This is a genomic window from Microbulbifer sp. ABF4_148, assembly GCF_056158985.1.
Genome location: NZ_JBSWUI010000001.1, coordinates 3375001 through 3401268, shown reverse-complemented (window position 1 = coordinate 3401268; position 26268 = coordinate 3375001). Strand labels below are relative to the sequence as shown.

The 26268-nt window shown below is 57.5% G+C and carries 24 protein-coding genes and 1 tRNA gene; 19 read left to right on the top strand and 6 right to left on the bottom strand.

Annotated elements, in window-relative coordinates; genetic code table 11:
- From ACXAD0_RS15080 to ACXAD0_RS15070, 3 genes are read right to left on the bottom strand one after another with little or no spacing between them, the layout of a single operon-like run.
- Positions 1-558, bottom strand: a complete 558-nt coding sequence (locus tag ACXAD0_RS15080) for an NlpC/P60 family protein (RefSeq protein WP_475089386.1) — start codon at positions 556-558, stop codon at positions 1-3.
- Positions 555-2747 carry a M1 family metallopeptidase gene (locus tag ACXAD0_RS15075; RefSeq protein WP_475089384.1) on the bottom strand — a complete coding sequence of 731 codons (2193 nt, stop codon included), beginning with the start codon at positions 2745-2747 and terminating at the stop codon, positions 555-557. The genes ACXAD0_RS15080 and ACXAD0_RS15075 overlap by 4 nt, the downstream gene beginning before the upstream one ends.
- A complete protein-coding gene (locus ACXAD0_RS15070) occupies positions 2744-3928 on the bottom strand; it encodes an MFS transporter (protein ID WP_475089383.1) in 1185 nt (394 codons plus the stop codon). Before ACXAD0_RS15070 ends, ACXAD0_RS15075 begins: the two co-directional genes overlap by 4 nt.
- 349 nt (positions 3929-4277) lie before the next feature.
- Between ACXAD0_RS15070 and ACXAD0_RS15065 the strand changes: the two genes are divergently transcribed.
- The 6 genes from ACXAD0_RS15065 (at position 4278) to ACXAD0_RS15040 (ending at position 10385) form a co-directional block, all read left to right on the top strand.
- Complete coding sequence (locus tag ACXAD0_RS15065; RefSeq protein WP_475089381.1) at positions 4278-4460, top strand: hypothetical protein; 183 nt, start codon at positions 4278-4280, stop codon at positions 4458-4460.
- Positions 4461-4647: 187 nt separating this feature from the next.
- On the top strand, positions 4648-5271 hold the full coding sequence (locus ACXAD0_RS15060; RefSeq protein WP_475090396.1) for a M15 family metallopeptidase: 624 nt from the start codon (positions 4648-4650) through the stop codon (positions 5269-5271).
- A gap of 23 nt (positions 5272-5294) precedes the next feature.
- Positions 5295-6473 carry an exo-beta-N-acetylmuramidase NamZ family protein gene (locus ACXAD0_RS15055; protein WP_475089379.1) on the top strand — a complete coding sequence of 393 codons (1179 nt, stop codon included), beginning with the start codon at positions 5295-5297 and terminating at the stop codon, positions 6471-6473.
- Positions 6474-6478: 5 nt separating this feature from the next.
- Entirely contained in the window at positions 6479-7666 is a 1188-nt protein-coding gene (locus ACXAD0_RS15050; RefSeq protein ID WP_475089378.1) for an acyltransferase family protein, read from the top strand.
- Positions 7667-7676: 10 nt separating this feature from the next.
- Positions 7677-8315: a C39 family peptidase gene (locus ACXAD0_RS15045; protein ID WP_475089377.1), complete on the top strand. Its 639-nt coding sequence runs from the start codon at positions 7677-7679 to the stop codon at positions 8313-8315.
- 474 nt (positions 8316-8789) lie between these two features.
- Positions 8790-10385 carry an isocitrate lyase gene (locus ACXAD0_RS15040; RefSeq protein ID WP_475089376.1) on the top strand — a complete coding sequence of 532 codons (1596 nt, stop codon included), beginning with the start codon at positions 8790-8792 and terminating at the stop codon, positions 10383-10385.
- Between the two features lie 255 nt (positions 10386-10640).
- Here the strand turns inward: ACXAD0_RS15040 and murQ are convergent, their stop codons facing one another.
- Genes murQ through ACXAD0_RS15025 form a run of 3 tightly spaced genes read right to left on the bottom strand, consistent with a single transcriptional unit; the run spans position 10641 to position 14132 of the window.
- Positions 10641-11600: an N-acetylmuramic acid 6-phosphate etherase gene (murQ, locus tag ACXAD0_RS15035; protein ID WP_475089375.1), complete on the bottom strand. Its 960-nt coding sequence runs from the start codon at positions 11598-11600 to the stop codon at positions 10641-10643.
- Positions 11601-11652: 52 nt separating this feature from the next.
- Positions 11653-12561: a glucosamine kinase nucleotide-binding domain-containing protein gene (locus ACXAD0_RS15030; RefSeq protein WP_475089374.1), complete on the bottom strand. Its 909-nt coding sequence runs from the start codon at positions 12559-12561 to the stop codon at positions 11653-11655.
- Positions 12558-14132 (bottom strand): sodium:solute symporter, encoded by a 1575-nt coding sequence (locus ACXAD0_RS15025; protein WP_475089373.1) that lies wholly within the window; start codon positions 14130-14132, stop codon positions 12558-12560. The genes ACXAD0_RS15030 and ACXAD0_RS15025 overlap by 4 nt, the downstream gene beginning before the upstream one ends.
- Before the next feature lie 578 nt (positions 14133-14710).
- Between ACXAD0_RS15025 and ACXAD0_RS15020 the strand changes: the two genes are divergently transcribed.
- The 13 genes from ACXAD0_RS15020 to ACXAD0_RS14960 all read left to right on the top strand — a co-directional run bounded on the left by ACXAD0_RS15020 (position 14711) and on the right by ACXAD0_RS14960 (position 25870).
- Entirely contained in the window at positions 14711-15217 is a 507-nt protein-coding gene (locus tag ACXAD0_RS15020) for a CinA family protein (RefSeq protein ID WP_475089371.1), read from the top strand.
- A gap of 126 nt (positions 15218-15343) precedes the next feature.
- Positions 15344-16375, top strand: a complete 1032-nt coding sequence (gene recA / locus ACXAD0_RS15015) for a recombinase RecA (RefSeq protein WP_475089370.1) — start codon at positions 15344-15346, stop codon at positions 16373-16375.
- 28 nt (positions 16376-16403) lie between these two features.
- Positions 16404-16883: a regulatory protein RecX gene (locus tag ACXAD0_RS15010; protein WP_475089368.1), complete on the top strand. Its 480-nt coding sequence runs from the start codon at positions 16404-16406 to the stop codon at positions 16881-16883.
- 40 nt (positions 16884-16923) lie between these two features.
- Complete coding sequence (gene glpK / locus ACXAD0_RS15005) at positions 16924-18402, top strand: glycerol kinase GlpK (protein ID WP_475089367.1); 1479 nt, start codon at positions 16924-16926, stop codon at positions 18400-18402.
- Positions 18403-18471: 69 nt separating this feature from the next.
- The gene (locus tag ACXAD0_RS15000) at positions 18472-19488 is read left to right on the top strand and encodes a class I fructose-bisphosphate aldolase (RefSeq protein WP_475089366.1); all 1017 of its coding nucleotides are present in this window, start codon (positions 18472-18474) and stop codon (positions 19486-19488) included.
- Between the two features lie 72 nt (positions 19489-19560).
- Complete coding sequence (locus ACXAD0_RS14995) at positions 19561-20418, top strand: lysophospholipase (protein WP_475089365.1); 858 nt, start codon at positions 19561-19563, stop codon at positions 20416-20418.
- 91 nt (positions 20419-20509) lie between these two features.
- Complete coding sequence (locus ACXAD0_RS14990; protein WP_475089364.1) at positions 20510-20698, top strand: Trm112 family protein; 189 nt, start codon at positions 20510-20512, stop codon at positions 20696-20698.
- Between the two features lie 2 nt (positions 20699-20700).
- Positions 20701-21060 (top strand): histidine triad nucleotide-binding protein, encoded by a 360-nt coding sequence (locus tag ACXAD0_RS14985; protein ID WP_475089363.1) that lies wholly within the window; start codon positions 20701-20703, stop codon positions 21058-21060.
- A 36-nt stretch (positions 21061-21096) separates the two neighbouring features.
- Positions 21097-23709 (top strand): alanine--tRNA ligase, encoded by a 2613-nt coding sequence (alaS, locus tag ACXAD0_RS14980; protein WP_475089362.1) that lies wholly within the window; start codon positions 21097-21099, stop codon positions 23707-23709.
- Between the two features lie 129 nt (positions 23710-23838).
- Positions 23839-25074 carry an aspartate kinase gene (locus ACXAD0_RS14975; RefSeq protein ID WP_475089361.1) on the top strand — a complete coding sequence of 412 codons (1236 nt, stop codon included), beginning with the start codon at positions 23839-23841 and terminating at the stop codon, positions 25072-25074.
- 211 nt (positions 25075-25285) lie between these two features.
- Positions 25286-25480: a carbon storage regulator CsrA gene (gene csrA / locus ACXAD0_RS14970; RefSeq protein ID WP_475089360.1), complete on the top strand. Its 195-nt coding sequence runs from the start codon at positions 25286-25288 to the stop codon at positions 25478-25480.
- Positions 25481-25495: 15 nt separating this feature from the next.
- On the top strand, positions 25496-25651 hold the full coding sequence (locus ACXAD0_RS14965) for a hypothetical protein (protein WP_475089359.1): 156 nt from the start codon (positions 25496-25498) through the stop codon (positions 25649-25651).
- Positions 25652-25780: 129 nt separating this feature from the next.
- Positions 25781-25870, top strand: a tRNA-Ser gene (locus tag ACXAD0_RS14960).
- Positions 25871-26268 lie beyond the last annotated feature (398 nt).

The following is a 26268-nucleotide window of genomic DNA, read 5'->3' as shown; positions in this document are numbered from 1 at the left end:
TTACTCGGAGTGACATAGGGATTCCTTCAAGCGAATGCCGGAGTCAAAGTCTTCAGCCGGGATCGATTCGATCTTCACCAGGCCGAGGTTGGAGGTCATGCGATGGATGTAGTTGCCGTCGCCCGTCGCAATGCCAACATGGGTGAGTACCCCATCCGCCCAGTTGCCGTAGGTATTTTTCAGAAACACCAGGTCGCCGGCCTGAAGATCTTCGATACGGACGATTTTCTTACCAAATTCATCAGCCGCCAGTGAGTCCACATGTTCCGGTAGGAGTTTGTCGTCGGGACCCAGCAAATGTTTGTCCCAGGGATTTTGGGTCTCAAGCGTGGCGAAATGGGCACCGCAAGCGGCTACCAGTACCTCGCGGGTCCAGTTCATGCATTGTTCCGCCTTGCCGACGCGATATTCCTGATTTTCCCAGGGGAGCGCCGTCGCAATGAGCTTCTCTGCCATATTTTTGCCGGCGGCAGCGTCCGGCTTTGCGCAGGCCGCAATGGGCAATAGCGCAGTGAGCATCAGGATGCGGGTCAATGAGCGTTTTTTCTGAGCTTTCATGAGTTACTTACTGACTTGGTGGAAGTGATGTTGACGCAGTTGTTATTTCTTTGAATGTCTGGCGACAGCCACAAGGGATCCAGACAGATGCCAGTGACGGTGCTTTCTATTGAAACCGGAAAAGAAATCGTCAGGATGTTTGCGTCCGCACGCATCCAGGTCTGGGCTGGCAGGGTCAATGCGCGTCGCTGTCCGTTTTGGAAATACAGCTCAATGGGGACGGGCAGGATGCCGTTACCCTGATTGGCAATACTGAGCGTGTACCAGTTTGTTGCGGACTCCCTATTAGTCTCGAGTGGAATGCTTGCAGCGCGTACCGATGGCAATGGGCGCGTATAGGCGTCAGCCAGCTCGGGCTGGGCATCGACCCTGAAGGTGCGGATGCCACCGGCGGTATACGCCAGGGCCGGGGGAGCGGAATAGTTGTTCTCGCGTATTTGCTGGGTATCCACTGGTACCAGTTCGAGGGGGTGATCGTTCAGCGACAGGTTGATGATGCTCAGATCGATAGTCGCGTTGGTATAAAACCAGCTGCGCCAGAACCAGCTTAAGTCGGTGCCCGCAGTAGTCTCGATTGCGCGGAAAAAATCCCCGGGCGTTGGCCGCTTGCCCTGCCAGGACTCGGCAAATGCGCGCAACGCGGGGTCGAATGTTTCCGGGCCCAGTACCAGGTGCCGCAGGGTGTTCAGGACGCTCGCGGTTTTATTGTAGGCGTTATCGATTTTGCGATGCAGGCTGTCGGCACTGGTCATGATGGGCTGGTGCTGAGTACCCGCCGTGTATTTCGCAATTGACCTGGGCTCGCCGTAAATGACATCGAAATTGGCTTCCCAGCTGTGTTCCGCCCGATATTCGATAAAGCTGATCAGGCCTTCGTCCAGCCAGGCCCATTCCCGTTCATCGGTATTGATCACCATCGGCAGATAATTGTGCCCGACCTCGTGGATGACACTACCGATAAAGTCGTATTTGGTAAGGGCATCCCACGCGGGGAGCGTTTCGGTACTTTGCGCACGTTCCGGGCGCGTCGCAATCGTGGCTAGGCCGGGATATTCCATACCAATACCGGCCGCATTGACAATGCTGATATCGGTGTAGGGCAGTGGGAGCAGGGCGCTGTCAAAAACCTGCAGAGTATGCGCTATCGCATCAAGACCGAAGGGTTGCCACAGCAGCGCACCTTCCGCCGGGAAAAACTGGTGCAGCCGCCGCCCCAGCGCGTCTTTACGCATTTGCCACTGGAAGGCGGGTGAGGCACTAAACGCAAAGTCACGTAGCTGTTTCCCTGAAAACTCCCAGGTACGTGTGCTGTTGCTGACACCCTGCGCACGCTGAGCCTGTGCTTGCTGCGCGTCGACAATCCACCTTGATTGTGTGGACTCGCTGCGCCAGGCCTCCAGTTGCTCCCGATCCAGAACCTTCTCGGCATTTCGCAATTGCCCGCTGGCGGCAACGGTAAAGTTTGCCGGTGCCGTAATCGTGACCTGATAGTTGCCAAATTCGGTGGAGAACTCACCCTGCTGTAAAAAGGGTTTCAGTTGCCAGCCGGCGTAATCGGTATAGGCCGTAGCGCGCGGGAACCACTGCGCAGCCACAAAGATCGGGCTGTTATCGGAGAGCTGCTCAAAGCCGCTGCGCGCGCCGGTGGCGACTTTGTTGGTGAGCGGCAGCGACCACTGTAGTTCCAGTTGTTGTGATTTGCCTGTGGCCAACGGGGTTGGCAACTCGACCTGCAGCAATGTGTTTCTCTGCTGCGTGACAATCGGTTTACCTTGTGCGGTCACCGAGTGCAGTTGAAATCCCCTGGCGTTGGCGCGGGCAGCGATTTTATCGCGCGTGTTACCCGGGGTTGCCTGCAAGCGCAGGCTCGCGGCGGAATCTGGCTGCAGGGCGTCATGGTCCAGCGCGAAGTACAAATAATGCAGCGTGTCCGGCGAGTGATTGTGGTAGCGCACTCGAGCAGTAGCGCGAATGGCGTTGCGCCGAGGGTCGAGATCCACACGAATGTCGTAGTCCACTTGTTGTTGCCAGTAGCTGGCCGCAGGCCTGCCATTGGCGGCGCGGTAGTGGCCCAGGTCCAGGTCTGTCTGGCTGAGCCGCGCGAAGGGGTCCGCTTCGGCAATGACGGTCGTGGTCAGGCCGCCGGTTAAACAGGCGGTGAAGATCCAGCCGAGGCGCTGCAAGCTCACGCAGGCTCTCCGGCGGGTTGCGCGTTGGCAGCAGAGGCGTCGCTGCCGCGTTCAGTCGTAATCGCCAGCGCGAGGGCGACTGCCATACAGCCGATACCAAGCCACAGCACTCCGGAGAAATCGGTTTCGGTAATCAGTGCGGCTGCGAGCGGCGGGCCCAGAATTTCGCCCACCTTAAACGCGCTGGCGCACAGCACAATAAAGCGGCCGGTGTCGTCGACCCGGTTGAACTGGTCCATTAGCAACGGAATGGCGAAGCTCCAGAAGAACTGGAAGATGATTGAAGTCGCGGCATACAGCAAATAGGCGTCGACGCTGGTACTGCCAATGAGGCAGGCCATAGTGGCGACTTGTGTCATTAAGGCCGTCACGAGGGCAGGAATACGCCCGATCTTGCCACTCACCCAGGGCGTGGCAAGCGACCCCAGCCCGCTGATGGCGAAGCCGATACCGAGAATATCCCCAACCGCTGCGCTTTCCAGTCCCAGTCCAACACCGATACGCTCGAAATATGCCCACACGGCGGAGACACCACAGTAGTAAACCACGGTCGTCGCAAACACCAGGATGGAACGTGTATTGAACAGTCCTGCCAGGCTGCGGGAATCGTTTGACGAGCTCGCTTTATCTGAGCCAGGGAAAGCCAGCGCGACCAGAATCAGGGCGACCACGAGCCAGCCGTTCAGGTAGTGGAAGAAACCGGCGATTCCCAGGTCTTCCATAATGCGCGGAACTATGAAGAAACCGATGGTGCCGAAGGCCACCTGGGCGGAAACCATCAGTCCGAAGGCCATTGGCGGTCTGCGATGGTCGCCCAGGCCGGCCAGTGCGATGGCGTAGGCAGAACCACAGCCCATGCCTGCGATGATACGCACAAGCATTAAGGCCACGAAATCGCTGGCCGCGAGGCTCGCCAGGTTGCCCAACAGGAACAGGGCGAGGCCTGCCAGCGTGACCGTGCGCCAGTGTACTTTACGTACCCAGAACAGGGCGGACGCCGAACTCAGGAAGATGCCTACCACATCGGCAGCGGCCAGCCAGCCGATTTGCTGTTGGCTGAAATTGCCCTGGTCACTGAGACCGCCCACCCAGAGGGGCAGAAGGGTCAGGATGGACGCGCCCATCATGGCGACAAAAAGCAGGCTGAGCAGATTGAACCAGCGGTCAGGGGAAGTCTTCATACGGCTCTTTATTAGCGTTGTGTGCTGTGCAGGCGGGGCGGGGCCCCAGCCAATGGCGATGAACCCCAGTCTAACGGGGTCACCGGTAGCAGCGAGATAAAGTCAATCGGCCCGGGCGATAGGTTTTGCCTCGCCCTGCCGGGTAACTTTGCCACAGAATACGGTACTGACCGTGGCGTTAAAATACTCAATTAGGGTCGATAGAGATTGTAGGAATAATTGATTCAAAAGTCGTGGTTTTTATGGAATTTTTTATGTAGCCTCGGGTGAATCCTGGCTTGAGGCGCAGCTGACAGTACTGGTACCTGGGCATTTTGTGCGCGGATATTGACCAGAATGGGGAGAGGCGATGGAACCGGTTGAATTGATATGGTGGGGCCTGTTCGGCGGAATTGGCGCCGTGCTGTTTTTGCAGATCACTGGCCTGGAGACGCTGTTCACACGCTCAAACGGCGCTCAAGTCAGGGATCTTGAGGCCCGATTGGCAGATCTTGAAAACAAGGTTCAAGAGCTGGAATCCGCTGCCCGCTGATCGGCTGCAGAGCCGAGGCGAGTCGTTTAACAATGGATAGGGAGCCGGACATTGCGCGCTCAAGGGGAACAACGTGGACAAGTTTTTGAGTAGCGTCTTTCGCGCTGCCGCGTTCGTGGCGATAGGCCTGGTAAGCAGTGCCTGTTCAAACACATTGGAGACTCCGGTTCGACCGGCTGCACTGGAGGTGGCATCCCCGGGTGACCAGGAGGCGCCACAGTTTGTCAGTGTCACGGGGCCAAACATTCGTGTGGCCATGCGTTATGTCACCGCTGACAACCTGGTGGGAGAGCCGCTGGATGGTTATGAAGCCAATCGTTGTCTGCTGGCTCCCGCTGCAGCAATGGCTCTGGGTGAGGTCGCGCAAGCTCTGGGCGAACAGGGGCTGGGTATCGAACTGTTCGACTGTTACCGGCCACAACGTGCGGTGAATCATTTTGTACGCTGGGCCGCCGCTGCAGAAGACTTCAGCACCAAAGCGGCTTTTTATCCCCGTGAAGACAAGGCCCTGATGTTCGAGCGTGGTTACATTGCCGAGCGCTCGGGCCACAGCCGCGGATCCACCGTGGATCTTGGCTTGTATGAGCTTGCGAGCGGGAAGCTGGTAGATATGGGGACCGGCTTCGATTTTATGGATGAGCGATCGGCAACCGAGTACCCGCTGGCGAGCATCGAGGCTCGCGAAAACCGCTTCAAGTTGCGTGCGGCGATGGCCGCACATGGATTCAAAAATTATGCTCAGGAGTGGTGGCATTACACCTACAAGCCGGAAGCTTGGCCCGATACGTATTTTGATGTCCCGGTACGCTAATGAAACAGAGGGAGAAGATAAAGGTGATACAAAGCATCCGGCCACTTCTGGTGGTCCTGATCGTGCAGTGCGCCAGCGGCGCTGCGGTCGCAGCGAGTAGTGCAATCAGAACGGCAGCGGAACAGCCCGAACTGTATCTTCCGCTTTTGGAAAGCCAGCAGGTGGGCCTCGTCGTTAACCAGACCTCCCGGGTCGGTGATGACCACATCATTGATTTTCTGCGAGACCGGGATGTCGTCATCGAGCGGATTTTTGCGCTGGAGCATGGGGTCCGTGGCGACGTGGAAAACGGGGGTAAAGTATTGGATGGTGTCGACGGCCCCACTGGCCTGCCGATTGTGTCGCTATACGGTGGCAAATATTCGCCAACGGCAGAAAGTCTCAAAGAACTGGATTGGTTGCTGTTTGATATCCAGGATGTCGGGGTCCGTTTTTATACGTATATCAGCTCCCTGCATTACCTGATGCAAGCCTGTGCCGATCATCGTGTGCCGTTGATGGTGTTTGACCGGCCCAACCCGAATGGCGACTACATGGATGGCCCGATTCTGGAGCCGGAGTTTCAGAGCTTTGTCGGTATGCATCCGATTCCGCTGGTGCATGGCATGACCGTGGGTGAGCTGGCGCAAATGATCAATGGAGAGGGTTGGTTGGAAAACGCTGCCCAATGTGAACTGACCGTTATTCCGGTCGAGGGGTACACGCACCAGAGTACCTATTCGCTACCGGTGCGTCCTTCCCCGAATCTTCCCAATGACCTGTCGATCCGGCTGTATCCGTCGTTGGGATTGTTTGAGGGGACCACTGTCAGCGTTGGTCGGGGTACAGAAGCGCCATTCCAGGTTCTGGGGCATCCCGCAGACATCGTTGGTGAGTACACCTTTACGCCGCGCCCGGTACCCGGTGCCAGCGAAAACCCCAAGCACAACGGGATTTTGTTGCGTGGAGACGATTTGCGGGGCGGCGATTCGCGTGGCCGCTTTAGCTTGCAGCCTCTGCTTGCCTGGGGCCAAAGGACGGGAGAGGAGCCAGAAGCGTTTTTCTCCCGTGCGGCATTCTTCGATAAATTGGCGGGCACGGACAAATTGCGCAAGGCGGTAATGGCAGGGCACACCGAAGCGCAAATTCGCGCGTCGTGGCAACCAGGACTCGAAGCGTTTTCCAGGCAGCGTCAACCTTACCTTCTTTATCCGGAACACTGATCATCGTGAAAACCCATCTGGATCAAATTCTTACCCAGGTGCCCGAGGGGCGCCTGATGTCCGTCGATTTGCTGCGCGGACTGGCGATCGCGGCCATGGTGCTGGTGAATAACCCGGGCAGCTGGTCTTATGTGTATGCACCGATGGCACATGCCGAATGGCATGGATGGACCCCCACCGACGTGATCTTTCCGCTGTTTCTTTTTGTCGTGGGGGTTTCGCTGGTGTTGTCTAGCGGGCGCAGTGGTGCGTTTCCACCCGTTGGTCTCGCACAGTGGACACGCGCCGCCAAGTTATTTGGTCTGGGCATTTTTCTTGCGGTATTTTTCTACAATTTTCGCGACGCATCCTACAGTTGGATTGAAGACCGGCTCGAGGGTATTCGCTGGATGGGGGTGTTGCAGCGCATCGCGATTGTATACCTGGCCTGTTGCTACCTGGTGCGCTGGTTATCGGTCAAATGGCTGGTCGTCGCGGCGATACTGTGCTGCCTGGTACCCTGGCTGCTGATGCTATTGGTACCCTATCAGGCTCCGGATGGCCAGGTATTTCACGGTCTGCTCGAGCACGGTAATCATTTCTCTGCCTGGCTGGACCAGTTACTGCTGGGACGGGAACACCTCTATTACCGGAGTGCGCAACCGTTCGCGTTTGACCCGGAAGGATTGCTTACGACGGTCTCTTCGGTCTCGACATGCCTGCTGGGGGTGCTTGCCGGTCTGGCGTGGAAGCATAGCGGTACGGAGGCGGCTGGCCAGTGGCATCTTACCCGTTTGTGGGCTGCAGCGGGCGTAGTGCTGTTGCTGGCGGGGCAGTTGATACATCCGTGGGTACCTATTAACAAAGCGCTCTGGTCTCCCAGCTTTGTCTTGGTAACGGCCGGGGTTTCTCTGCTGCTACTGGCGCTTCTCTATATCCTTGCCGATATCCGCCAGCACAGGCGTGGCCTGGCACCATTGCTGGTGTTTGGGGTGAATGCGATTGCGCTGTTTATGCTGGCCGGAGTGGTCGGTCGGCTATTGATTATGATTCCGGTCGGCGACTCAACCCTCAAGGGTTGGTTGTTTACCACGGTATATCAGCCGTTGTTTGGGGGCTATGGTGGTTCGCTGGCGTTTGCCCTGAGTAGCCTGGCCTGCTTCTATTGGGTCATGTGGCAAATGTACCAGCGTCGGGTGATCTGGAAAGTGTGAGGTGATGGTGTTGGCGATTCTCTGGGGCCATTTGGGCGATTCACTCGGTCGCTTCGTTGTGGCACTTTTGTTGGTTTTTGGGGTGCAGACGGCTTCACTTGCAAGCGCTCCTGCACAAAGCGAGCGTTCGGTTCCCTACTGGAATCAGAATGACAATCAAAATGAGCCGCTTCGCACCTGTTCGATCACGTCGCTGGCGATGGTGACAGACTATTTTGGTATCACCGACCCCAAAGAACTCGGCCTGCGCACGCCCGATTATATTTACCAGCGATTTGATGGTGTCCTGCAGACGGTACCGGCGCTAAAAGAGGGATTTAACACGCTGGCACAAGAGGCCGGCAGTTCGCTGCGTAATGTGGGCACGGAGCAGGGCACGCTCGTGGAATTGCGGGAGTTGGCCGGGCGGGGCATTCCCACCATTATCCATGGGTGGTTTACCAAGTCGGGGCATATTGTGGTTGTGACTGGATATGATGGGGACTTCTACACTGTGCACGATCCATTTGGTCGCTGGAATCTGCAGAAATGGGGGGCGTACGATTCAGACGTCTCCGGTGAGTCCGTGCGTTATCCGAAAGCCGCCTTTGAGCATGCCGTGAATGACAATGGCACGGGGGATGATTTGTGGATGCATATCTTTGAATGAAGCGTCCACCGGTGCTTTCTGACCGGTCGGTTTTCGGATGGCAAAAAAGCGGGGCATTGCCCCGTTTTTTTGTGTGTGTGCGCTGGCGCTTGGAAACTGCGCGTTCAATGCGCGTCGTCAGGAATCGTTAATTGCGGTCGTACTGCTGTTACTGGCAGGGCAGAAATTCGGCGTTTTTGGCCGTTAATGTCCGAATTATCCCAAAATCTTAATATTTGTCTGGTGAATAGTGGGAATACACACTATGACAATTGAAGCCACTATTGAGTGCCTTAGCCAGGCTGCGTCCCCCGATTCAGGGCTGGCGCGGTAGTTCTCCAAATTCGTCTATTCTTTTTATGAATAGCGGAGATAAGCGCTATTTACTTCAATTATGCGATGCCCCTCATTAAGATGCATCCCAATAACGGCTGACGGCCATCGGGGCGCGGTGGCTGTTGTTCTAACCGCAAGCATTTTTAGAGAGGGATTATCATGTCACAGTACAAGAATGATATTGCTGAGCTGACCAATCTGATCGAGAGCAATGGCAGTAGCTGGAACGCCATCAACCCAGAGTACGCTGCTCGGATGAAGGCTCAGAACCGCTTCAAGACCGGCCTGGATATCGCCAAGTACACCGCTGCGATCATGCGCAAAGACATGGCTGACTACGACGCCGACACCGCCCAGTACACCCAATCTCTGGGCTGCTGGCACGGTTTCATCGGTCAGCAAAAGCTGATCTCTATCAAGAAGCACTTCAACAGCACCGACAAGCGTTACCTGTACCTGTCTGGTTGGATGATTGCTGCTCTGCGCTCTGAGTTTGGCCCGCTGCCCGACCAGTCCATGCATGAGAAGACTTCTGTACCTGGCCTGATTGAAGAGCTGTACACCTTCCTGCGCCAGGCTGATGCCCGTGAGCTGGGTGGTCTGTTCCGCGCCCTCGATGCTGCCCGTGAAGCTGGCGACGAAGTGAAAGCCAAGGACATCCAGAACCAGATCGATAACCATCAGACTCACGTTGTGCCGATCATTGCCGATATCGATGCTGGTTTCGGTAACGCGGAAGCCACTTACCTGCTGGCCAAGAAGATGATCGAAGCCGGTGCTTGTGCGATCCAGATCGAAAACCAGGTATCCGACGAGAAGCAGTGTGGCCACCAGGACGGCAAAGTAACAGTGCCTCACGAGGACTTCCTCGCCAAGATCCGCGCTGTTCGCTACGCGTTCCTCGAGCTGGGCGTTGACGATGGTGTAATCGTAGCCCGTACCGACTCCCTGGGTGCTGGCCTGACCAAGCAGATCGCCGTGACAAACGAGCCGGGCGACCTGGGTGATCAGTACAACAGCTTCCTGGACTGTGAAGAAGTTGACGTTGCTGACATGAATAACGGTGACGTGGTGATTAACCGTGGTGGCAAGCTGCTGCGTCCCAAGCGTCTGCCGAGCAACCTGTTCCAGTTCCGCCAAGGTACCGGTGAAGACCGCGTTGTACTGGACTGCATTACCTCTTTGCAGAATGGCGCCGACCTGCTGTGGATCGAAACCGAGAAGCCTCACGTGGGCCAGATCGCAGCCATGGTAAACCGTGTGCGTGAAGTCGTACCGAACGCCAAGCTGGTTTACAACAACAGCCCGTCCTTCAACTGGACCCTGAACTTCCGCCAGCAGGTATTTGATGCCTGGACTGAAGAAGGTAAGGACGTATCCGCTTACGACCGCGCCAACCTGATGAGCGCCGAGTACGACGACACTGAGCTGGCTGCGGCTGCCGACGAGAAGATCCGTACCTTCCAGGCAGACGCTTCACGTGAAGCGGGTATCTTCCACCACCTGATCACTCTGCCGACTTACCACACCGCGGCCCTGTCGACTGACAACCTGGCCAAGGAGTACTTCGGTGACCAAGGCATGCTGGGCTATGTTGCTGGCGTACAGCGCAAGGAAATTCGTCAGAGTATTGCCTGCGTTAAGCACCAGAACATGGCCGGTTCCGACATGGGTGACGATCACAAAGAATACTTTGCTGGTGAAGCTGCGCTGCTGGCGGCAGGTGAAGACAACACCATGAACCAGTTCGGTTAATCGCGACTGCGATAAACGCGTAAGTTACTGTTTTCCTTTACGGCGGGTCTGTTGACCCGCCTTTTTTTTGCCTGTGAAAACGTGGTGATGGCCGCGGTATTCAACTGCTACGAGGCGGATGCTGTTCAGTGGTGCAGCGGCCGGATGTCGTCCGCTCTTACATTGCATGGCAATGTTTCGACACGGGCATTGATAACGCAGACAATAAAAAACGGGGCTCTGCCCCGTTTCTTCACTCTGCCAGACTGACAGCGATCAAGCAGGCTCGGTCTCTGCCTCTTCGCGCGCTGGCATTTCGGGTTCGAGCTGCTGCAGGGCGAGACGCAGAAAGCCATTCGATTGTTCGAGGGCGCGCTCCGCGGTATCCCGCTCGAGCCCGCTCAGGATCATCATGATGGCCAGTTTGGCATTATGTCCGCAGCGCTCGAGCACTGCATCGGCCTCTGCAAATTCCACTCCGGTTGCTTCCATGACGATACGGCGGGTTCGGCTGACCAACTTCTCATTGGTAGCCTTAACGTCGACCATCAGGTTGTGATAACTCTTGCCGATGCGAATCATGCTGGCGGTGGTCAGCATATTGAGCACCAGCTTTTGCGCAGTACCGGCTTTCATGCGGGTTGAGCCGGTGAGCACTTCGGGCCCCACCTCCGGCAGGATTGCGATGTCGGCTTCGCCGGCTATCGCTGCCTGACGGTTACAGGACACGGCCACGGTTTTGCAGCCCAGTTGTCGCGCATAACGCAGCCCGCCGATAACATAGGGGGTGCGGCCACTGGCGGCGATGCCAACAACCAGGTCGCGGTCATTCAGCTGAATATCGCGCAAATCCTGTGCGCCGAGTTCGGGGCTGTCCTCGGCGCCTTCCTGGGCGCGGTAAACAGCCTGGTCTCCGCCGGCAATCAGCGCAACTACCATATCTTCGGTAACGCCATAGGTTGGGGGGCATTCGACTGCATCGAGGATTCCCAGCCGACCACTGGTGCCCGCTCCCATGTAAATCAATCTGCCACCCTCGCGAAAGGCCTGCACAATGCAGTCGACCGCCTCGGCAATGGCTGCCAGTTCATTCTGTACCGCTGCAGGAACAGCGCGGTCGGCACCATTGATTTTTTCCAGGATTTCGTCGGTGCTTAACAGGTCAATATCCCAGGTATCGGGGTTGCGTGCCTCGCTGGTTAAGCTCGACAGTTCCTGAATGAGTGTCTGTTCCATGGTCGGGTGTTGAATCCTTTTCACGCTTTAAGAGCAGCTGTTGTTGGGTGCTTCACTGCAGTTCACAAAATGGTATGGCGGCTTCGTTGCGGGCCAGCATGCAGGCACCGTCGAGTGAAGTACCGAGAGGAGGGATCTGTCGATCCTGATGGTCGGTTGACAGGTAAGGGCCAAGTTTTTCAGCCAGGCCCCCGAGAATGGCCAGCGGTAGGTCGGCACCATTGGTGGCCGCGGTAATCAATTGGTCCACCTGCCGTGCGGTCTCGAGAATGATTCTTCTGGCAGTGTCGCATCGGCTTTCATGGGCAAAAATGATCGGGGCGAGGGCGGCGTATTCACATGCGCCGGCCTGCTGGAGCCAGGGCAGAATTTCCGAGCGACGGGTGCCGACTTCTCGCATGACCAGCTGGCTCAAGGGGCTCGAGGCGCGCCCCTGCAGATCGAGTTCCCACAGTAATGCGCGCACCGCACTTTTGCCGATGGCCGCGCCGCTGCCTTCGTCGCCAACTGCGAGTCCCCAACCGCCCACCTGATGGATAGAGCCGTCGCGGTCCAGGCGCATGGCCACCGAGCCGGTGCCAATCGCCACGGTGACGATCGGCATGCCCGCACCGGCGCCAAGCAGTGACGTTTGCGCATCCGACGTGACGATCACCCGCGCGAACCCTAATTGCTCCAGGCGCGCTTTAAGTTGCGAGGAGGCCGTCGGGTTACCGGCTCCGGCAACGCCGCAGGCCAGGGTGATTTGCTGTGGCTTGATCGGTTGGCGGGTAAGCAACTGTTTACAGACTGCCACCAGATTATTAATGGCGGCCGGACGATCATGTGTCAGCGAGCTGCCTGCTACGCGCACCTCACTCAATACCTGGTTAAAGGCATCGTCCTCAAGTCGCTCGCGCCGGCCGAGCCTCGCAAGCGTCTTGGTCGCTCCGCCATCAATGCCCAGATAAAACGTTGTCATGCCGCGACTTCCTTCGCTGTGGACTCGACATTCTGTGATGCAGGTTTGCCCAGCGCACATACAGCGAAGGAAACCAGCGTGCCAAGGCAGAGTTTCCAGGTGAAGGCAATCAGGATCGGCTCCGCACTGCCGGTCAACCGGCTGATCATCCACGGTTCCATGAGGAGGGTGACCAGGAACCCGGCAATAAGTGCCAGGATCGTGCTGATCGCGTTCCCGCGTCGGGTGAACATTGCGGTGAAGAACACCCCGAGCAAGCCGGAGTAGGCGTAGACCATGACCGAAAGTGCAAACGTGAGGAGCGGCAGGTTACTGAATTGCTGCCAGAAGAAGCAGAGCACAGCCATGCCGGCCAGCGTTGCAGCAACGATCGCCATGCCGCAGCGTCCCGCGATCACAAAGTGTCCCGGGGATTTTTCGATACCTTTGACGGAAAGCCACTTTCTGTAAAGGTCTTCGGTGAGCACGCTGGCCATGGAATTCAGGCTGGAATTCAGGGTGGAAAGGGCCGCGGCAATCACGCCGATGGTGACCAGGCCGCGGAGGCCGGCAGGCATTTCGTGCAGGACATAGTGCATAAAGACGGTGACATCGCCCCCTTCCGGTTGCGAGACCGCCATGCCGCCCATCAGTTCTGGGCTCTGGTAGAAGACGTACAGCAGCAAGCCGATACCCATAAACACGGCCATGACTGGCGCCACCATAATGACCGAGTACAGCACTGCACGGGAACCGTCGCGGGGCGTCTTGCAGGTCAGCAGGCGTTGGGTGACATCCTGATCCATGCCAAACGCGGCAATATTCAGCAGCAAGAATCCTGTGAAGGTGGTCCATAGGGTGAATGGTTTGCTGAGGTCCCAGCTGGTATCAATCAGCGTTAGCTTGGAGGCTTCACCAGAGGCGGGGGAGGCCAGGGCCTGTTGGATCTGGCCCAGGTCTGCAGGGATTTGCCAGAGCAAAACCCCGCCAACCGCGAACGCGGCAGAGACATACACCATGCACTGCAAAACGTCGCTCTGGATGACGGAGCGAACGCCACCGATCAGGGTTTGCAGCAGCCCGGCTAGGGTTAACAGCACCACGGCAGTGATCACGTTGTTGGCTGCGATGTCGTTAAACAGGATCATCGACACCGCAATCGCAGCCATATACAGACGTGCACCGCTGGCAAAAACCCGTCCGAGCAGATACATGGAGCCGGCAGACAGATTGGCGGATTCCCCGAAGCGGGTCTGCAGCAATTCATAGACCGTGGTCACTTTGTTGGCATAAAAGCGCGGCACCAGGTAGTGGGCAACAAAGACGGCGGCCATCACTGCGCCGAGATTGGTAAAGAGGTAGGTGAGGTCACCCCGATAACCCATGTCCGGACCGCCAAGGAAGGTGGCTGCCGACTGGGTGGTAGCCAGCGTCGAGATGGCCACCATCCACATGGGCATGCTGTTATGGGCGAGGAAGTAATCCCTCGAATCCTGCGATCTTGCCTGACTAAAGTACCAGCCGGACCCCGCCAGCATCGCCAGGTAGGCGGCAAAGATTCCCCAGTCCAGTCCGGTAAACTGCAGCTCCATTAAATTACGCTCGCGTTGTCAGCGGGAATTCGCCCGCCTGGTCATTCTTGGTTCGTCGCTAAGGGGTGTATTGGTAACTTTCGCCCCCTGTGCGCGCAAGCAGAGTGCCATCGGCACCGCCGATAGTCCCGCTGCACGTCGGTCTTATTTTCCGGCGTTCCACGCACCCCTTGGAATTATTTATTCGAGCAGAGGGTTGATCTGCTGAATAATGAATAATATATTCGATATGTCCGGTCTGCATCAAATAATGATTTCTCTTGGATCATTGGTCTGCTGGACAACTCTCGGTGAGGGTTGGGGCGCAAGACGTTCCGGGATTCTCCACCGGGTTTCACCTTGAACCTTCCAATTCTGGAATTCCCCTTCCGAACGAATTGGCTTCTTGGGGGGCTTTGCCCCCCGTTTTTTTCCCGATTGAATTGTCTTGCGAACTTGGCCTTCCATCGTCGCGGGCGGCAGATGTGTCGCTGCGCCGTCGGCTATTGCGGTCGCTTACCGGCGCAAACGCGATGTTGCTGAAATGGAGAAGCCGGTATGCTGGCTTCTTTATTGATAGAAGACGAGAGACTGTGGCCATGGTGGACCTGACAAATCTGGCAGCGCAGCTGGGGGAGGCGCTGGACGTGAGGGGCTGGACCGTCACTGCAGCGGAGTCCTGCACCGGGGGCGCCATTGCCGCGGCGATCACCTCAGTTGCCGGTGCTTCGGCCTGGTTCGAGGGGAGTGTGGTGAGCTATGCCAATCGTATAAAACGTGACCTGCTGTCGGTGACCGAGGGCGACCTTGATCAATTTGGTGCGGTCAGCGAGCAGGTCGCTCGTCAGATGGCGAGTGGGGCGCTGATGTTGATGGACGCCAATATCGCCGTTGCGGTAAGCGGGGTTGCCGGACCCGACGGCGGCTCTGAAGAAAAGCCGGTCGGCACTGTGTGGATCGCTATCGCCCATGCGGAGGGCCAGGAGCCCATGGAGATCGATGCCCGTTGCTGGCACTTTGTGGGGGGAAGATCAGAGGTGCAGCATCAAACGGTGGTCGAGGCATTGCGTGGTGTTCTTCGGGTGGTGGAGTCCCATGAGGTTTGAGTGGTTTTTGTGCGAAATGTACGTTTTGGCAGCAATGATCGCCAAATCAGATTACTGGTTGCTTATACAGTAATCCTTCGTTAAGCTTGCCCCCAACAATCAATGCTTAAGTACACGGGTAAGGTCATGGACTCCAACAAAGACAAGGCACTTCAGGCGGCGCTTTCACAGATCGAGCGCCAGTTCGGCAAGGGCACTGTGATGCGCATGGGCGATAAAGAGCGCGAGCGTATTCCGGCGATTTCCACCGGCTCCCTGGGTCTCGATGTTGCGCTGGGTATCGGTGGCCTGCCGCGCGGCCGAATCGTTGAAATCTATGGCCCTGAATCTTCTGGTAAGACCACCCTGACCCTGCAGGTTATTGCAGAAGCTCAGCGTAATGGCGGTACCTGTGCATTTGTGGATGCGGAGCATGCGCTGGATCCGATTTATGCCGAAAAGCTTGGCGTTAACGTTGATGAGCTGATCGTTTCCCAGCCGGATACCGGTGAGCAGGCTCTGGAAGTCACCGACATGCTGGTGCGTTCCGGTGCGGTGGATGTTCTGATTGTTGACTCCGTAGCAGCGTTGACGCCTCGCGCCGAAATTGAAGGCGAAATGGGGGATTCCCATGTTGGTCTGCAGGCTCGCCTGATGTCCCAGGCCCTGCGTAAACTGACCGGTAACATCAAGAACACCAACACCCTGTGTATATTTATCAACCAGATCAGAATGAAGATCGGTGTGATGTTCGGTTCTCCTGAAACCACGACCGGGGGTAACGCGCTGAAATTCTACTCATCTGTGCGTCTCGACATCCGCCGTATTGGCGCCGTCAAGGAAGGGGATGAGATTGTCGGTAACGAGACCCGGGTGAAAGTCGTCAAGAACAAGGTAGCGCCGCCCTTTACCCAGACCGAATTCCAGATCATGTACGGGGCAGGCATCAACCTGCTGGGCGAAATCGTTGATTACGGCGTGAAGCTTGGTCTGGTCGACAAGGCCGGCGCCTGGTACAGCTACAAAGGCGACAAAATTGGCCAGGGTAAGGCCAATGCAGTCAAATTCCTGAAAGAGAATCAGGCGGTTCGTGAAGAGATTGAAGGTTTGCTGCGCGCCCAGCTGCTGGGTGATGTTGTCCCTGCCGCTGAAGAAGCGGAAGAAGCCCCGGAGGGCTAATCTCTGGTCTTTAGCATAGTTTTCCTACGTGTTTTCTGAACCCGATCCTGCTCAGGCGCTGTTTAACGCAGCGCTTGAGTTGCTTTCCCGTCGTGAGCACTCACGTCTCGAGCTTCAGCAGAAGCTCTCGTCCCGTTTCCCCGAAGCCGACTTTGATACGCTGTTCCTGCGTTTGCAGGAGCTCAACTATCAGTGTGACCGGCGTTTCGCTGAGGTATTCGCGCGCTCCAGAGTGCTCAGGGGGCAAGGCCCCGTGCGTATTCGAATGGACCTGCGGCAGCGCGGCATTGCCGATCCTCTGGTAGCCGATGTACTGGCAGCCTTGGAAGCCGACTGGTTTACGCTAGCTGCAGAGCAGTTGCTGCGGAAGTTTCGGGTACCGCTCGACCCGTCTCTTCCTCGCGAAGTGATGCACAAGGAGCGGGCAAGACGCCAGCGCTATCTCGCGTATCGCGGCTTTCCTTCTGATGCCATTCAATACGCCCTGGAGGCGGCAGGTTCCCGTTAAACCTATATACTCGAATGGAGAATAAGAATGAGGAGCGCCCATGATTCTCTCCATCGACCAGGGCACCACCGGCACTACCGCGTTTGTTTTTGATCTGCAGGGTCAGTTACTTGGCCGCAGTTACTCTGAGTTCCCCCAGTATTACCCGCATCCCGGCTGGGTCGAACACGACCCGGAAGAAATCTGGCAGGTTACCCTGAATGTCTGCATTGCCGCACTGCGGCGCGCGGGTGTGGAAGCCGATCATCTATCGGGTATCGGGATTACCAATCAGCGTGAAACCACCATTGTCTGGGACCGGAAAACCGGTGAGCCGGTTCACCGGGCCATCGTCTGGCAGTGTCGACGCTCTGCTCCGCTTTGCGAGGCGCTTGTAGAAGCCGGTCGCGCGGAGTGGTTGCGGGAAAAAACCGGCTTGGTGGCGGACGCTTATTTTTCTGCAACGAAGTTGCAGTGGTTGTTCAATGAACACCCAGCGCTGCTGCCGCGCGCGCAAGCTGGCGAGTTGTGTTTTGGCACCGTCGACAGTTGGCTAATCTGGCGGCTGAGTGGCGGGCGTGCACATGTCACCGACCATACCAATGCCAGTCGCACGCTGCTTTACAGTCTTGAGCGCAAAGACTGGGACGATGAGCTGCTCGACCTGTTTGCTTGCCCACGCGCCATCCTGCCTGAAATACGACCATCTGCCGGGGTGTTGGCCACAACGGATATGGATGTGTTTCTTGGTGCTGAGGTGCCAATCAGCGGTGTTGCCGGAGATCAGCAGGCCGCGCTGTTTGGGCAGGGCTGCACCGAAACCGGCAGCATGAAAAATACCTATGGCACCGGCTGTTTTATGTTGGCGTATGCCGGCAGCGAGCGGCCTGTCGCGCCCGACGGATTACTGACCACCATCGCCTGTGACCCTGAGGGGGCCCCGGTCTACGCCCTGGAAGGAGCGGTTTTTAATGCCGGTTCGGCGGTCCAGTGGCTGCGCGACGAGCTCGGCATTATTACCAGTGCCGCGGAAACAGAAGCACTCGCAGCCAAGGTGCCGGATACGGGAGGCGTCTATCTGGTGCCGGCATTCAGCGGCCTCGGTGCCCCCTATTGGGATGCATCGGCACGCGGCATGTTATGTGGTTTGAGCCGGGGTTCCGGGCGCGCGGAGATTACTCGTGCAACCCTCGAGTCCATCGCCTACCAGAGCAATGATCTCGCCCAGTTGATGGGCAGTGCGCTCGGCGTGGAAATTGATGAGCTGAGGGTGGATGGCGGAGCTTGTGCCAACGATTTCCTGATGCAATTCCAGGCAGATATTTCTGGCGCCAGGGTGGAGCGCCCGCGGCAAATTGAGTCGACCGCGGTGGGTGCCGCGATGCTCGCTGGCATTGGTGTCGGTGCCTGGTCCGCCGGCTGCAGGCCCGAAGGGTTGCAGGAAATCGATCGGGATTTTGTGCCGCAAATGACTCAGGACCAGCGCGCGGCACTCCTGGACGGTTGGCAACGAGCCGTCGCGGCCTGCCGGACTTTCTAGTATTCGGGTCCTATTCTTTTCTCTTCATACCAGCGGATGGATGCCTTCGGGCGCAAAGGGAGATGGTTTATGAGTGTCATTACGGAAATGCAGGACACCATCGCAGATATGGTCGATGGGCGCCGGGGGATTCTCGCTGCGGACGAAAGCAGTGGCACCATTGCCAAGCGTTTCGATTCGATTGGCGTGGCGTCGACCGAGGAGCATCGGCGCTTTTACCGGGAGCTTTTGCTTTCTGCAGAAGGGTTGGGAGATTACGTCAGTGGTGTGATCCTGTTCGAGGAGACGTTGGGGCAGTCGGCGGCATCAGGTATGCCATTGCCGGAGCTTGCGTCCAGCGCAGGTATCGTGCCGGGCATCAAGGTGGATAAGGGCAAGGGGCCCCTGGCAGGTGCGCCCGGTGACATGATTACGTTCGGACTCGATGGTCTCGAAGAGCGGCTTGCGGGATACAAGCAGCAGGGCGCTCGGTTCGCCAAGTGGCGCGAGGTTTACCCGATTACGGAGGAAAACCCGACGGCCCTTGGCATCTCCGCCAATGCGGAGGCGCTCGCGCGATATGCCGCGGCCTGCCAGGGCTGCGGAGTTGTTCCGATCGTCGAGCCAGAAGTCCTGATGGATGGAGCGCACACGATCGAGCGTAGCGCGGAGGTGAACGAGGCCGTGTGGCACGCCGTGTTCCATGCATTGTATCGTCACGGCGTCATTCTGGAGCTCATGCTGCTGAAGCCCAGTATGGTGACGCCGGGTGCGGATTGTGCCAAGGCGCCGCCAGAGCAGGTGGCCGAGTACACGGTGCGGAGTCTCCGTCGCATGGTGCCCGCCGCTGTCCCCTCGATTAATTTCCTCTCGGGAGGTCAGGGGCCTGAGGAGGCCACGGCAAACCTGAATGCCATCAATCAGTTGTGGCACTCGCCCTGGCAGTTGAGCTTTTCCTACGGTCGTGCGCTACAGGCGCCGGCACTGGAGGCATGGGGAGGCGAGGAGAGTGCCAAACCGGCGGCCCAGCAGGCTCTGCTCAAGCGGTCCCGACTTAACCATCTGGCCATGCTGGGAGAATATGAAGAAGGACTGGAGCGCCAGTAAGTCGCGGTATACCCTTGTAGTCGATCGAGAATAACGACAACACCATAACAATAACGTAGAGAGGTGGGGGCGATGCAGTTTCTGGCACAAGGCGACGGCCTGCATTTTCGGCGCTGGTGGGTGGAAGGTGCCCACGGCGTCGTGGTGATCTCACATGGGCTGGGAGAGCACAGTGGCCGCTATCGAAGCCTGGCCCAGCGTCTGAATCAGGCGGGCTACAGCGTTTACGCGCCCGATCATTTCGGTCACGGCCAGTCTGCCGGCAAGCGAGGTCATATCGATGACTTTGCCCGCTACAGCGGCCACCTCGGCGAATTTATAGGCATGGTCCGGCGCGATAACCCCGATAAGCCCCTGCATCTCCTCGGGCATAGCATGGGAGGGGTGATCGCCTGCGGCTGTGTCATCCGCTACGGCGGGGTAGATAGTCTGATCCTGTCTGCACCGGCTTTCCTTGGGGCGTCCGAGCCAGTGGGCCTGGAGCGTGCGGTGCTGCTGATGCTTGCCAGACTGGTTCCTCCGCTGACAGCTTCCAGTCGGGTAGATCCTTCGGCCCTGAGCCATGACCCGGCAGTGATCGAGGCCTATCGCCAGGATGACCTGGTGCATGACCGTGTATCCTTGCGCTGGTTCAGTTCTTTCCTGCGAGAGCGGGGCTTTCTGTCGGAGCGCCTCGACGAGATCCGAATTCCCTGTCTGTTGCTCTCCCCTGATGCGGACCCTTTGGTGGATAGTGCCGAAGGGCTGGCCTGGTTCCGTCGTTTCTCCAATGCGGAGCGGGTTGAGCGAACCTTTGCCGGCGCCTTCCACGAAGTATTTAATGAGCCGGAGGCCGGGCCTGAGGCATTGGAAGCGCTTCTGCAGCATCTGCAGACGCACCGTGAGAGCCGTGCCGCCCCAGTCGATATTGACGCTACGGTCTATTCCTGACTTTCTATTACCCCAGAAGCCGTGAAAAGCCCTGCTAACCGTTGTACTATACGCGGTCTTTTTTGGGCCTGCGGCGATTTGGTGGGGTGGAATGATGGACAAGAAATTACTGAGTCTGCTGGTTTGTCCGGTAAGTAAGGCGCCTTTGGAGTACCGAGAGGACACTCAGGAGCTGGTGTGCAAAGCCAGCGGGCTGGCATATCCGGTCCGGGATGGCATCCCGGTGATGCTGGAATCCGAAGCGCGGCAGCTGACAGCCGAGGAAAAGCTGGAGAAGTAAGCATGTCTTCGCCCAGCGTATTCTCCCAGATCATAGCGGGTGAGATTCCTGCTGACCTGTTATACGAAGACGAGCGGTGCATCGTCATCAAGGACCGCTCCCCCCAGGCTCCCACCCATCTGCTGATTATCCCGCGCAAGCCGCTGGTGAATCTTATAGAGGCAAAGGCCGATGATGCGCCCTTGCTGGGACACTTGATGTGGGTGGCCTCGGAGATGGGACGCCGCCTGGAGCTCGACGGATACCGTTTGATCGTTAACAACGGTCGCGGCGCCGGGCAGACAGTCTTTCACCTGCATATCCATTTGCTGGCCCAGCGGCCGATGCGGGAAGAGGATCTGGCTGGACTGGCCAGACACTGATCAACCTATTGACTTAAACAACTGGAATTACCCTGGATGAAAAGCGCAGAGATTCGCGACGCCTTTCTGAAGTTCTTCGAAGAGCAGGGGCACGCGATTGTCCCGTCCAGCTCTCTGATCCCCGGAAATGACCCGACCCTCATGTTTACTGCGGCCGGCATGGTGCAGTTTAAAGACTCGTTTTTGGGCTTGGAGAAGCGTCCTTATACTCGCGCGACCTCTTCCCAGCGCTGCGTTCGCGCTGGAGGCAAGCAAAACGACCTCGAGAATGTTGGCTATACCGCGCGCCACCACACGTTCTTCGAGATGCTGGGCAACTTCAGCTTTGGCGACTATTTCAAGCGTGATGCCATTCAGTTCGCATGGAAGTTTCTGACCGAGGTGCTCGGTCTGCCGGAAGAACGGCTGTGGGTAACGGTGCACATCAGCGATGATGAGGCGGCTGATATCTGGCTGAAAGACATGGGCGTGAGCGCTGAGCGATTCTCCCGTCTGGATGAAGATAATTTCTGGCAGATGGGCGATACCGGTCCCTGTGGCCCCAGTTCCGAAATTTTCTATGACCACGGCGCAGATGTGCCCGGTGGTCCGCCCGGTTCCGAGAACGATGACCTCGATCGTTACGTCGAGATCTGGAATCTGGTGTTTATGCAGTACGAGCGCACCGCCGATGGCGAGTTGCATGCGCTGCCGAAGCCCTCGGTGGATACCGGTATGGGGCTGGAGCGTATTGCCGCGGTTATGCAGGGCGTGCACTCCAACTACGAGATCGATTTGTTCCAGGCCCTGCTCAAGGCGGCAGCGGAAATTGTTGGTTGCAACAACCTGGAAGAAAAGTCCCTGCGTGTCATCGCGGACCACATCCGCTCTTGCTCGTTCATGGTTGCAGACGGCGTACTTCCGTCCAATGAAGGGCGGGGTTATGTGTTGCGGCGTATCATTCGCCGGGCGGTCCGCCACGGTCATAAGCTGGGTCAGGAAGGTTTGTTCTTCTACAAGCTGGTTGCGACACTTGCCGAGCAAATGGGGGACGCGTACCCCGAGCTCCGCGAAAAGCAGTCACAGATTGAGGATGCGCTGCGTAAAGAAGAGCAGCAGTTTGCCAAGACTCTCGACAAAGGCATGGTGATTTTAGAGGACGCACTGAAGTCGCTCGACAGTAGCGTCATCCCCGGGGAAGTGGTCTTTACACTGTACGACACCTACGGTTTCCCGGTCGATCTGACCCAGGATATTGCCCGCGAACGCGACCTGACTCTGGATATGGAAGGCTACGAGCAGGCGATGCAAGCCCAGCGTGAGCGGGCCCGCGATGCTGGCAAGTTCAAGGTCGATTACACCGAAGCGCTGTCCCTCGAGGGCGAAACAGAATTCCTCGGATATGACAGCACCGATGCGGCGGGTGTCATTGTCGCCCTCGTGCGTGATGGCGAGCAGGTTGAGCGTCTTGAAGAAGGGGAAGACGGCGTTGTCGTTCTGGACCGGACGCCTTTCTACGCCGAGTCTGGCGGCCAGGTGGGTGACAGCGGCTATCTACAGGCCGGCAGCGGCCGTTTTGAAGTGTCCGACTGTACCAAGCAGGGCGCACATCATTTACATGTGGGTAAAGTGCTGCAGGGCGGCCTGTCTGTTGGTGACAGTGTCGAGGCTGAAGTTTCCGGTGAAGTACGTCAGTCCACGGCACTGAATCATTCGGCGACCCACCTTTTGCATGCGGCCCTGCGCAAGGTGCTCGGCGAGCATGTCACGCAGAAAGGTTCTCTGGTGGATTCCGAGCGTCTGCGTTTCGACTTTTCCAACCCGGAAGCGGTCAGCCCCAAGCAGCTACAAGCGATTGAGTCTCTGGTAAATGCGCAGATCCGTGCGAACACGGCAGTGGAAACGCAAGAGACCGATATTGAGACGGCCAAAGCCAAAGGCGCGATGGCGTTATTCGGCGAGAAGTACGGCGATACCGTGCGTGTCCTGTCTATGGGGCAAATCGATGACGGCAGCGCCTTCTCTGTGGAACTGTGTGGTGGTACCCATGTGAAGCGGACTGGTGATATCGGTCTGCTCCGTATTGTCAGTGAGAGTGGAATCGCTTCCGGCCAGCGTCGGATCGAGGCGGTGACCGGTGCGCATGCTCTGGCGCTATTTGATGAGGCACAGCAGCGCCTGGAGCACACCGCCGCCCTGCTGAAGAGCCGCCCGGACCTGATTGCCGACAAGGTGGAGCAGCTGCTCGCCAATAACCGCAAGCTCGAGAAAGAGCTGGCGCAACTGAAAACCAAACTCGCCAGTGGGGCGGGTGGCGACCTGTCAACTCAGGCAGTTGAGGTGGCGGGCCACAAATTACTGGCGGTGTCGATTGACGGGGCGGATCCAAAGTCCCTGCGCGATCTGGCCGACCAAATGAAAAACAAACTAGGCAGTGCCGTTGTCCTGCTGGCCGCGCCGGGTGACGAAAAAGTCGCGCTCGTTGCTGCGGTAACCAAGGATTTGACCCAAAAGGTCAAGGCAGGAGACCTGATGCGCTTTGCCGCCGGCAAACTCGGTGGCAAAGGTGGCGGTCGTCCGGATATGGCTCAGGGAGGCGGTACTGACGTATCCGCGTTGCCTGCCATGTTGGATGACGTCCGCGGTTGGGTCGAAGAGGCACTTGGCTAAGCGCCAACAGGAGCCTGGTATCAGAGACCGGAAGCCGCATGCGTTGCGCTAGGCGATCCGGGTTGTGCGCGCGCTGCGTTTCGCTATGAAGCAGCGCGTTTTAGCCGTAGTAAGGAAACACTGAAACTCATGAGTCTGTATGTTCAGAAATACGGGGGGACCTCGGTAGGCTCGATTGAGCGTATCGAAGCCGTGGCCGATAAGGTCGCCTCGTTCCGTGCCCAGGGGCATGGCATGGTAGTCGTGCTGTCTGCCATGAGTGGCGAAACCAATCGCCTGATTGACCTGGCCAATCAAATCCAGGAAAAGCCCGATCCGCGGGAAATGGATGTGCTGGTCTCCACCGGGGAGCAGGTGACAATTGCCCTGTTGAGTATGGCGCTGAAGAAGCGTGGCTATGATGCCTGCTCTTACACCGGTGGTCAGGTGAAGATTCTCACCGACAACGCCCATACCAAGGCTCGAATCCAGCGAATCGATGTGGAGCGGATGCGTCGCGACCTCGATGCCGGGCGCGTCGTGGTGGTTGCCGGCTTCCAGGGCGTCGATGAAGAAGGGAATATCACCACCTTGGGGCGTGGTGGCTCTGATACCACCGGTGTTGCCCTCGCTGCGGCGCTGGACGCAACGGAGTGCCAGATTTACACCGACGTCGATGGTGTGTACACCACTGACCCGCGTGTGGTCGACAGCGCTCGGCGCCTGGATCGAATCACATTTGAAGAAATGCTGGAAATGGCCAGCCTGGGCTCGAAGGTCCTGCAAATCAGGGCTGTTGAATTTGCCGGTAAATACAAGGTGCCGCTGCGTGTGCTGTCCACTTTTGAGGATGGCGATGGCACATTGATCAGTTTGGATGAGGAAGAGAACGAGATGGAACAGCCTGTAGTTTCCGGGATTGCCTTTAACCGCGATGAAGCAAAGCTGACAGTCCGCGGTGTACCGGATAACCCTGGAATTGCCTGTCGAATTCTGGCGCCAGTAGGTGCGGCCAACATTGAAGTTGACGTGATCGTCCAGAATATCAGTGCGGTGGATGGCACCACGGACTTCACCTTTACCGTGCATCGCAACGATCTGGGTCGTGCCCGCGAGGTGCTTGAGGAAGTGGCGAAGGAGCTGGGCGCGCGGGAAGTGGTGGCCGACGACAAGATCGCCAAAGTGTCCATTGTCGGTGTTGGCATGCGATCTCACGCCAATGTGGCCAGTCGTATGTTTAGCGCTCTGGGTGAAGACAATATCAACATCCAGATGATTACTACCTCGGAGATCAAGATCTCGGTCATCATCGATGAGCGCTACCTGGAGCTTGCCGTGCGTGCGCTGCACAGCGAGTTTGAGTTGTCCGAAAAGCCGGCGGCATAAGCGACCTATAACCGGAACGGAGGCGGAGCGGCAGTTTCCATAGCGATTTTGTCACTTGGCGTGGAGTCCGACGTGTTGAGATTTTGATCGACTGGTCAATACTCAATACAGAGGAGGCCAAAAATCCTCGCAATCCGGTTATGATGTCCATGAGCTCTGTTCGAAGGAATTCGGATTGCTCTATCACAGGATGATCAAGGAGAAGTAGGTAATGCTGATTTTGACCCGCCGGATTGGCGAGACCCTGATGGTTGGTGACAATGTCACAGTCACCGTACTGGGGGTAAAGGGAAATCAGGTGCGCATCGGCGTTAACGCCCCGAAAGAGGTAGCGGTGCACCGCGAAGAAATCTACCAGCGTATCCAGCGCGAGAAGCAAGCTCCAGAGGAGGGCGCGCAGGACTGACGAAGGGAAGAGCGTATGGCCCCATGGAATGTGTGGGGCACACGAAGAAGGCCGGCTTTGCTGGCCTTTTTTGTTGTTGGATCGTTTGTGTCTCGAGCGGAAGAAATTGGCGCCAAAAATCCTTTGCTCAAAAAGCAATCAAAAGAAGGGTTGTGGTCAAAAAGTTATTGATTCCCCATTGATTTTTACCTTCTCGTTGGTATGATGCCGCTCACTTTCGGAGGACAGCGAAATTCACCTTTCAGTCCCCGACAGGTCAGCGAATCTGACCTGGTCTCTGCGAGAGACAACAATTTGTCCGGTGAGATGGCCGAGTGGCTGAAGGCGCGCCCCTGCTAAGGGCGTATGGGTTAACGCTCATCGAGGGTTCGAATCCCTCTCTCACCGCCATATAAAAACACCCTCTTACGAGAGGGTGTTTTTTTTGCGCTAGCCAAACTTGGCCGGTGCGGCAGGTGGCCACTCTCGATGCAGAAAATGCATTGGCGAGTCGCGAAAAAAACGCTTGCCAGGTTCGAAGTCGCCGCTATAATGCGCGCCACTTCAAGAGGGGCTCCCGACGGTCCCCGAGGTTCGAAAAACGACGCCGATTTGGCCCGCTTTCGAAGCCTCGAAAAAGCCTTCAAAAAAGGCTTGCCGGGAGTGAAGCAGTCGCTATAATGCGCGCCGCTTCAAGGGGATCCCAGCGGCCCCCGAGGTTCGAAAAACGACGCCGATTTGGCCCGCTTTCGAAGCCTCGAAAAAGCCTTCAAAAAAGGCTTGCGGGGAGCGAAGCAGTCGCTATAATG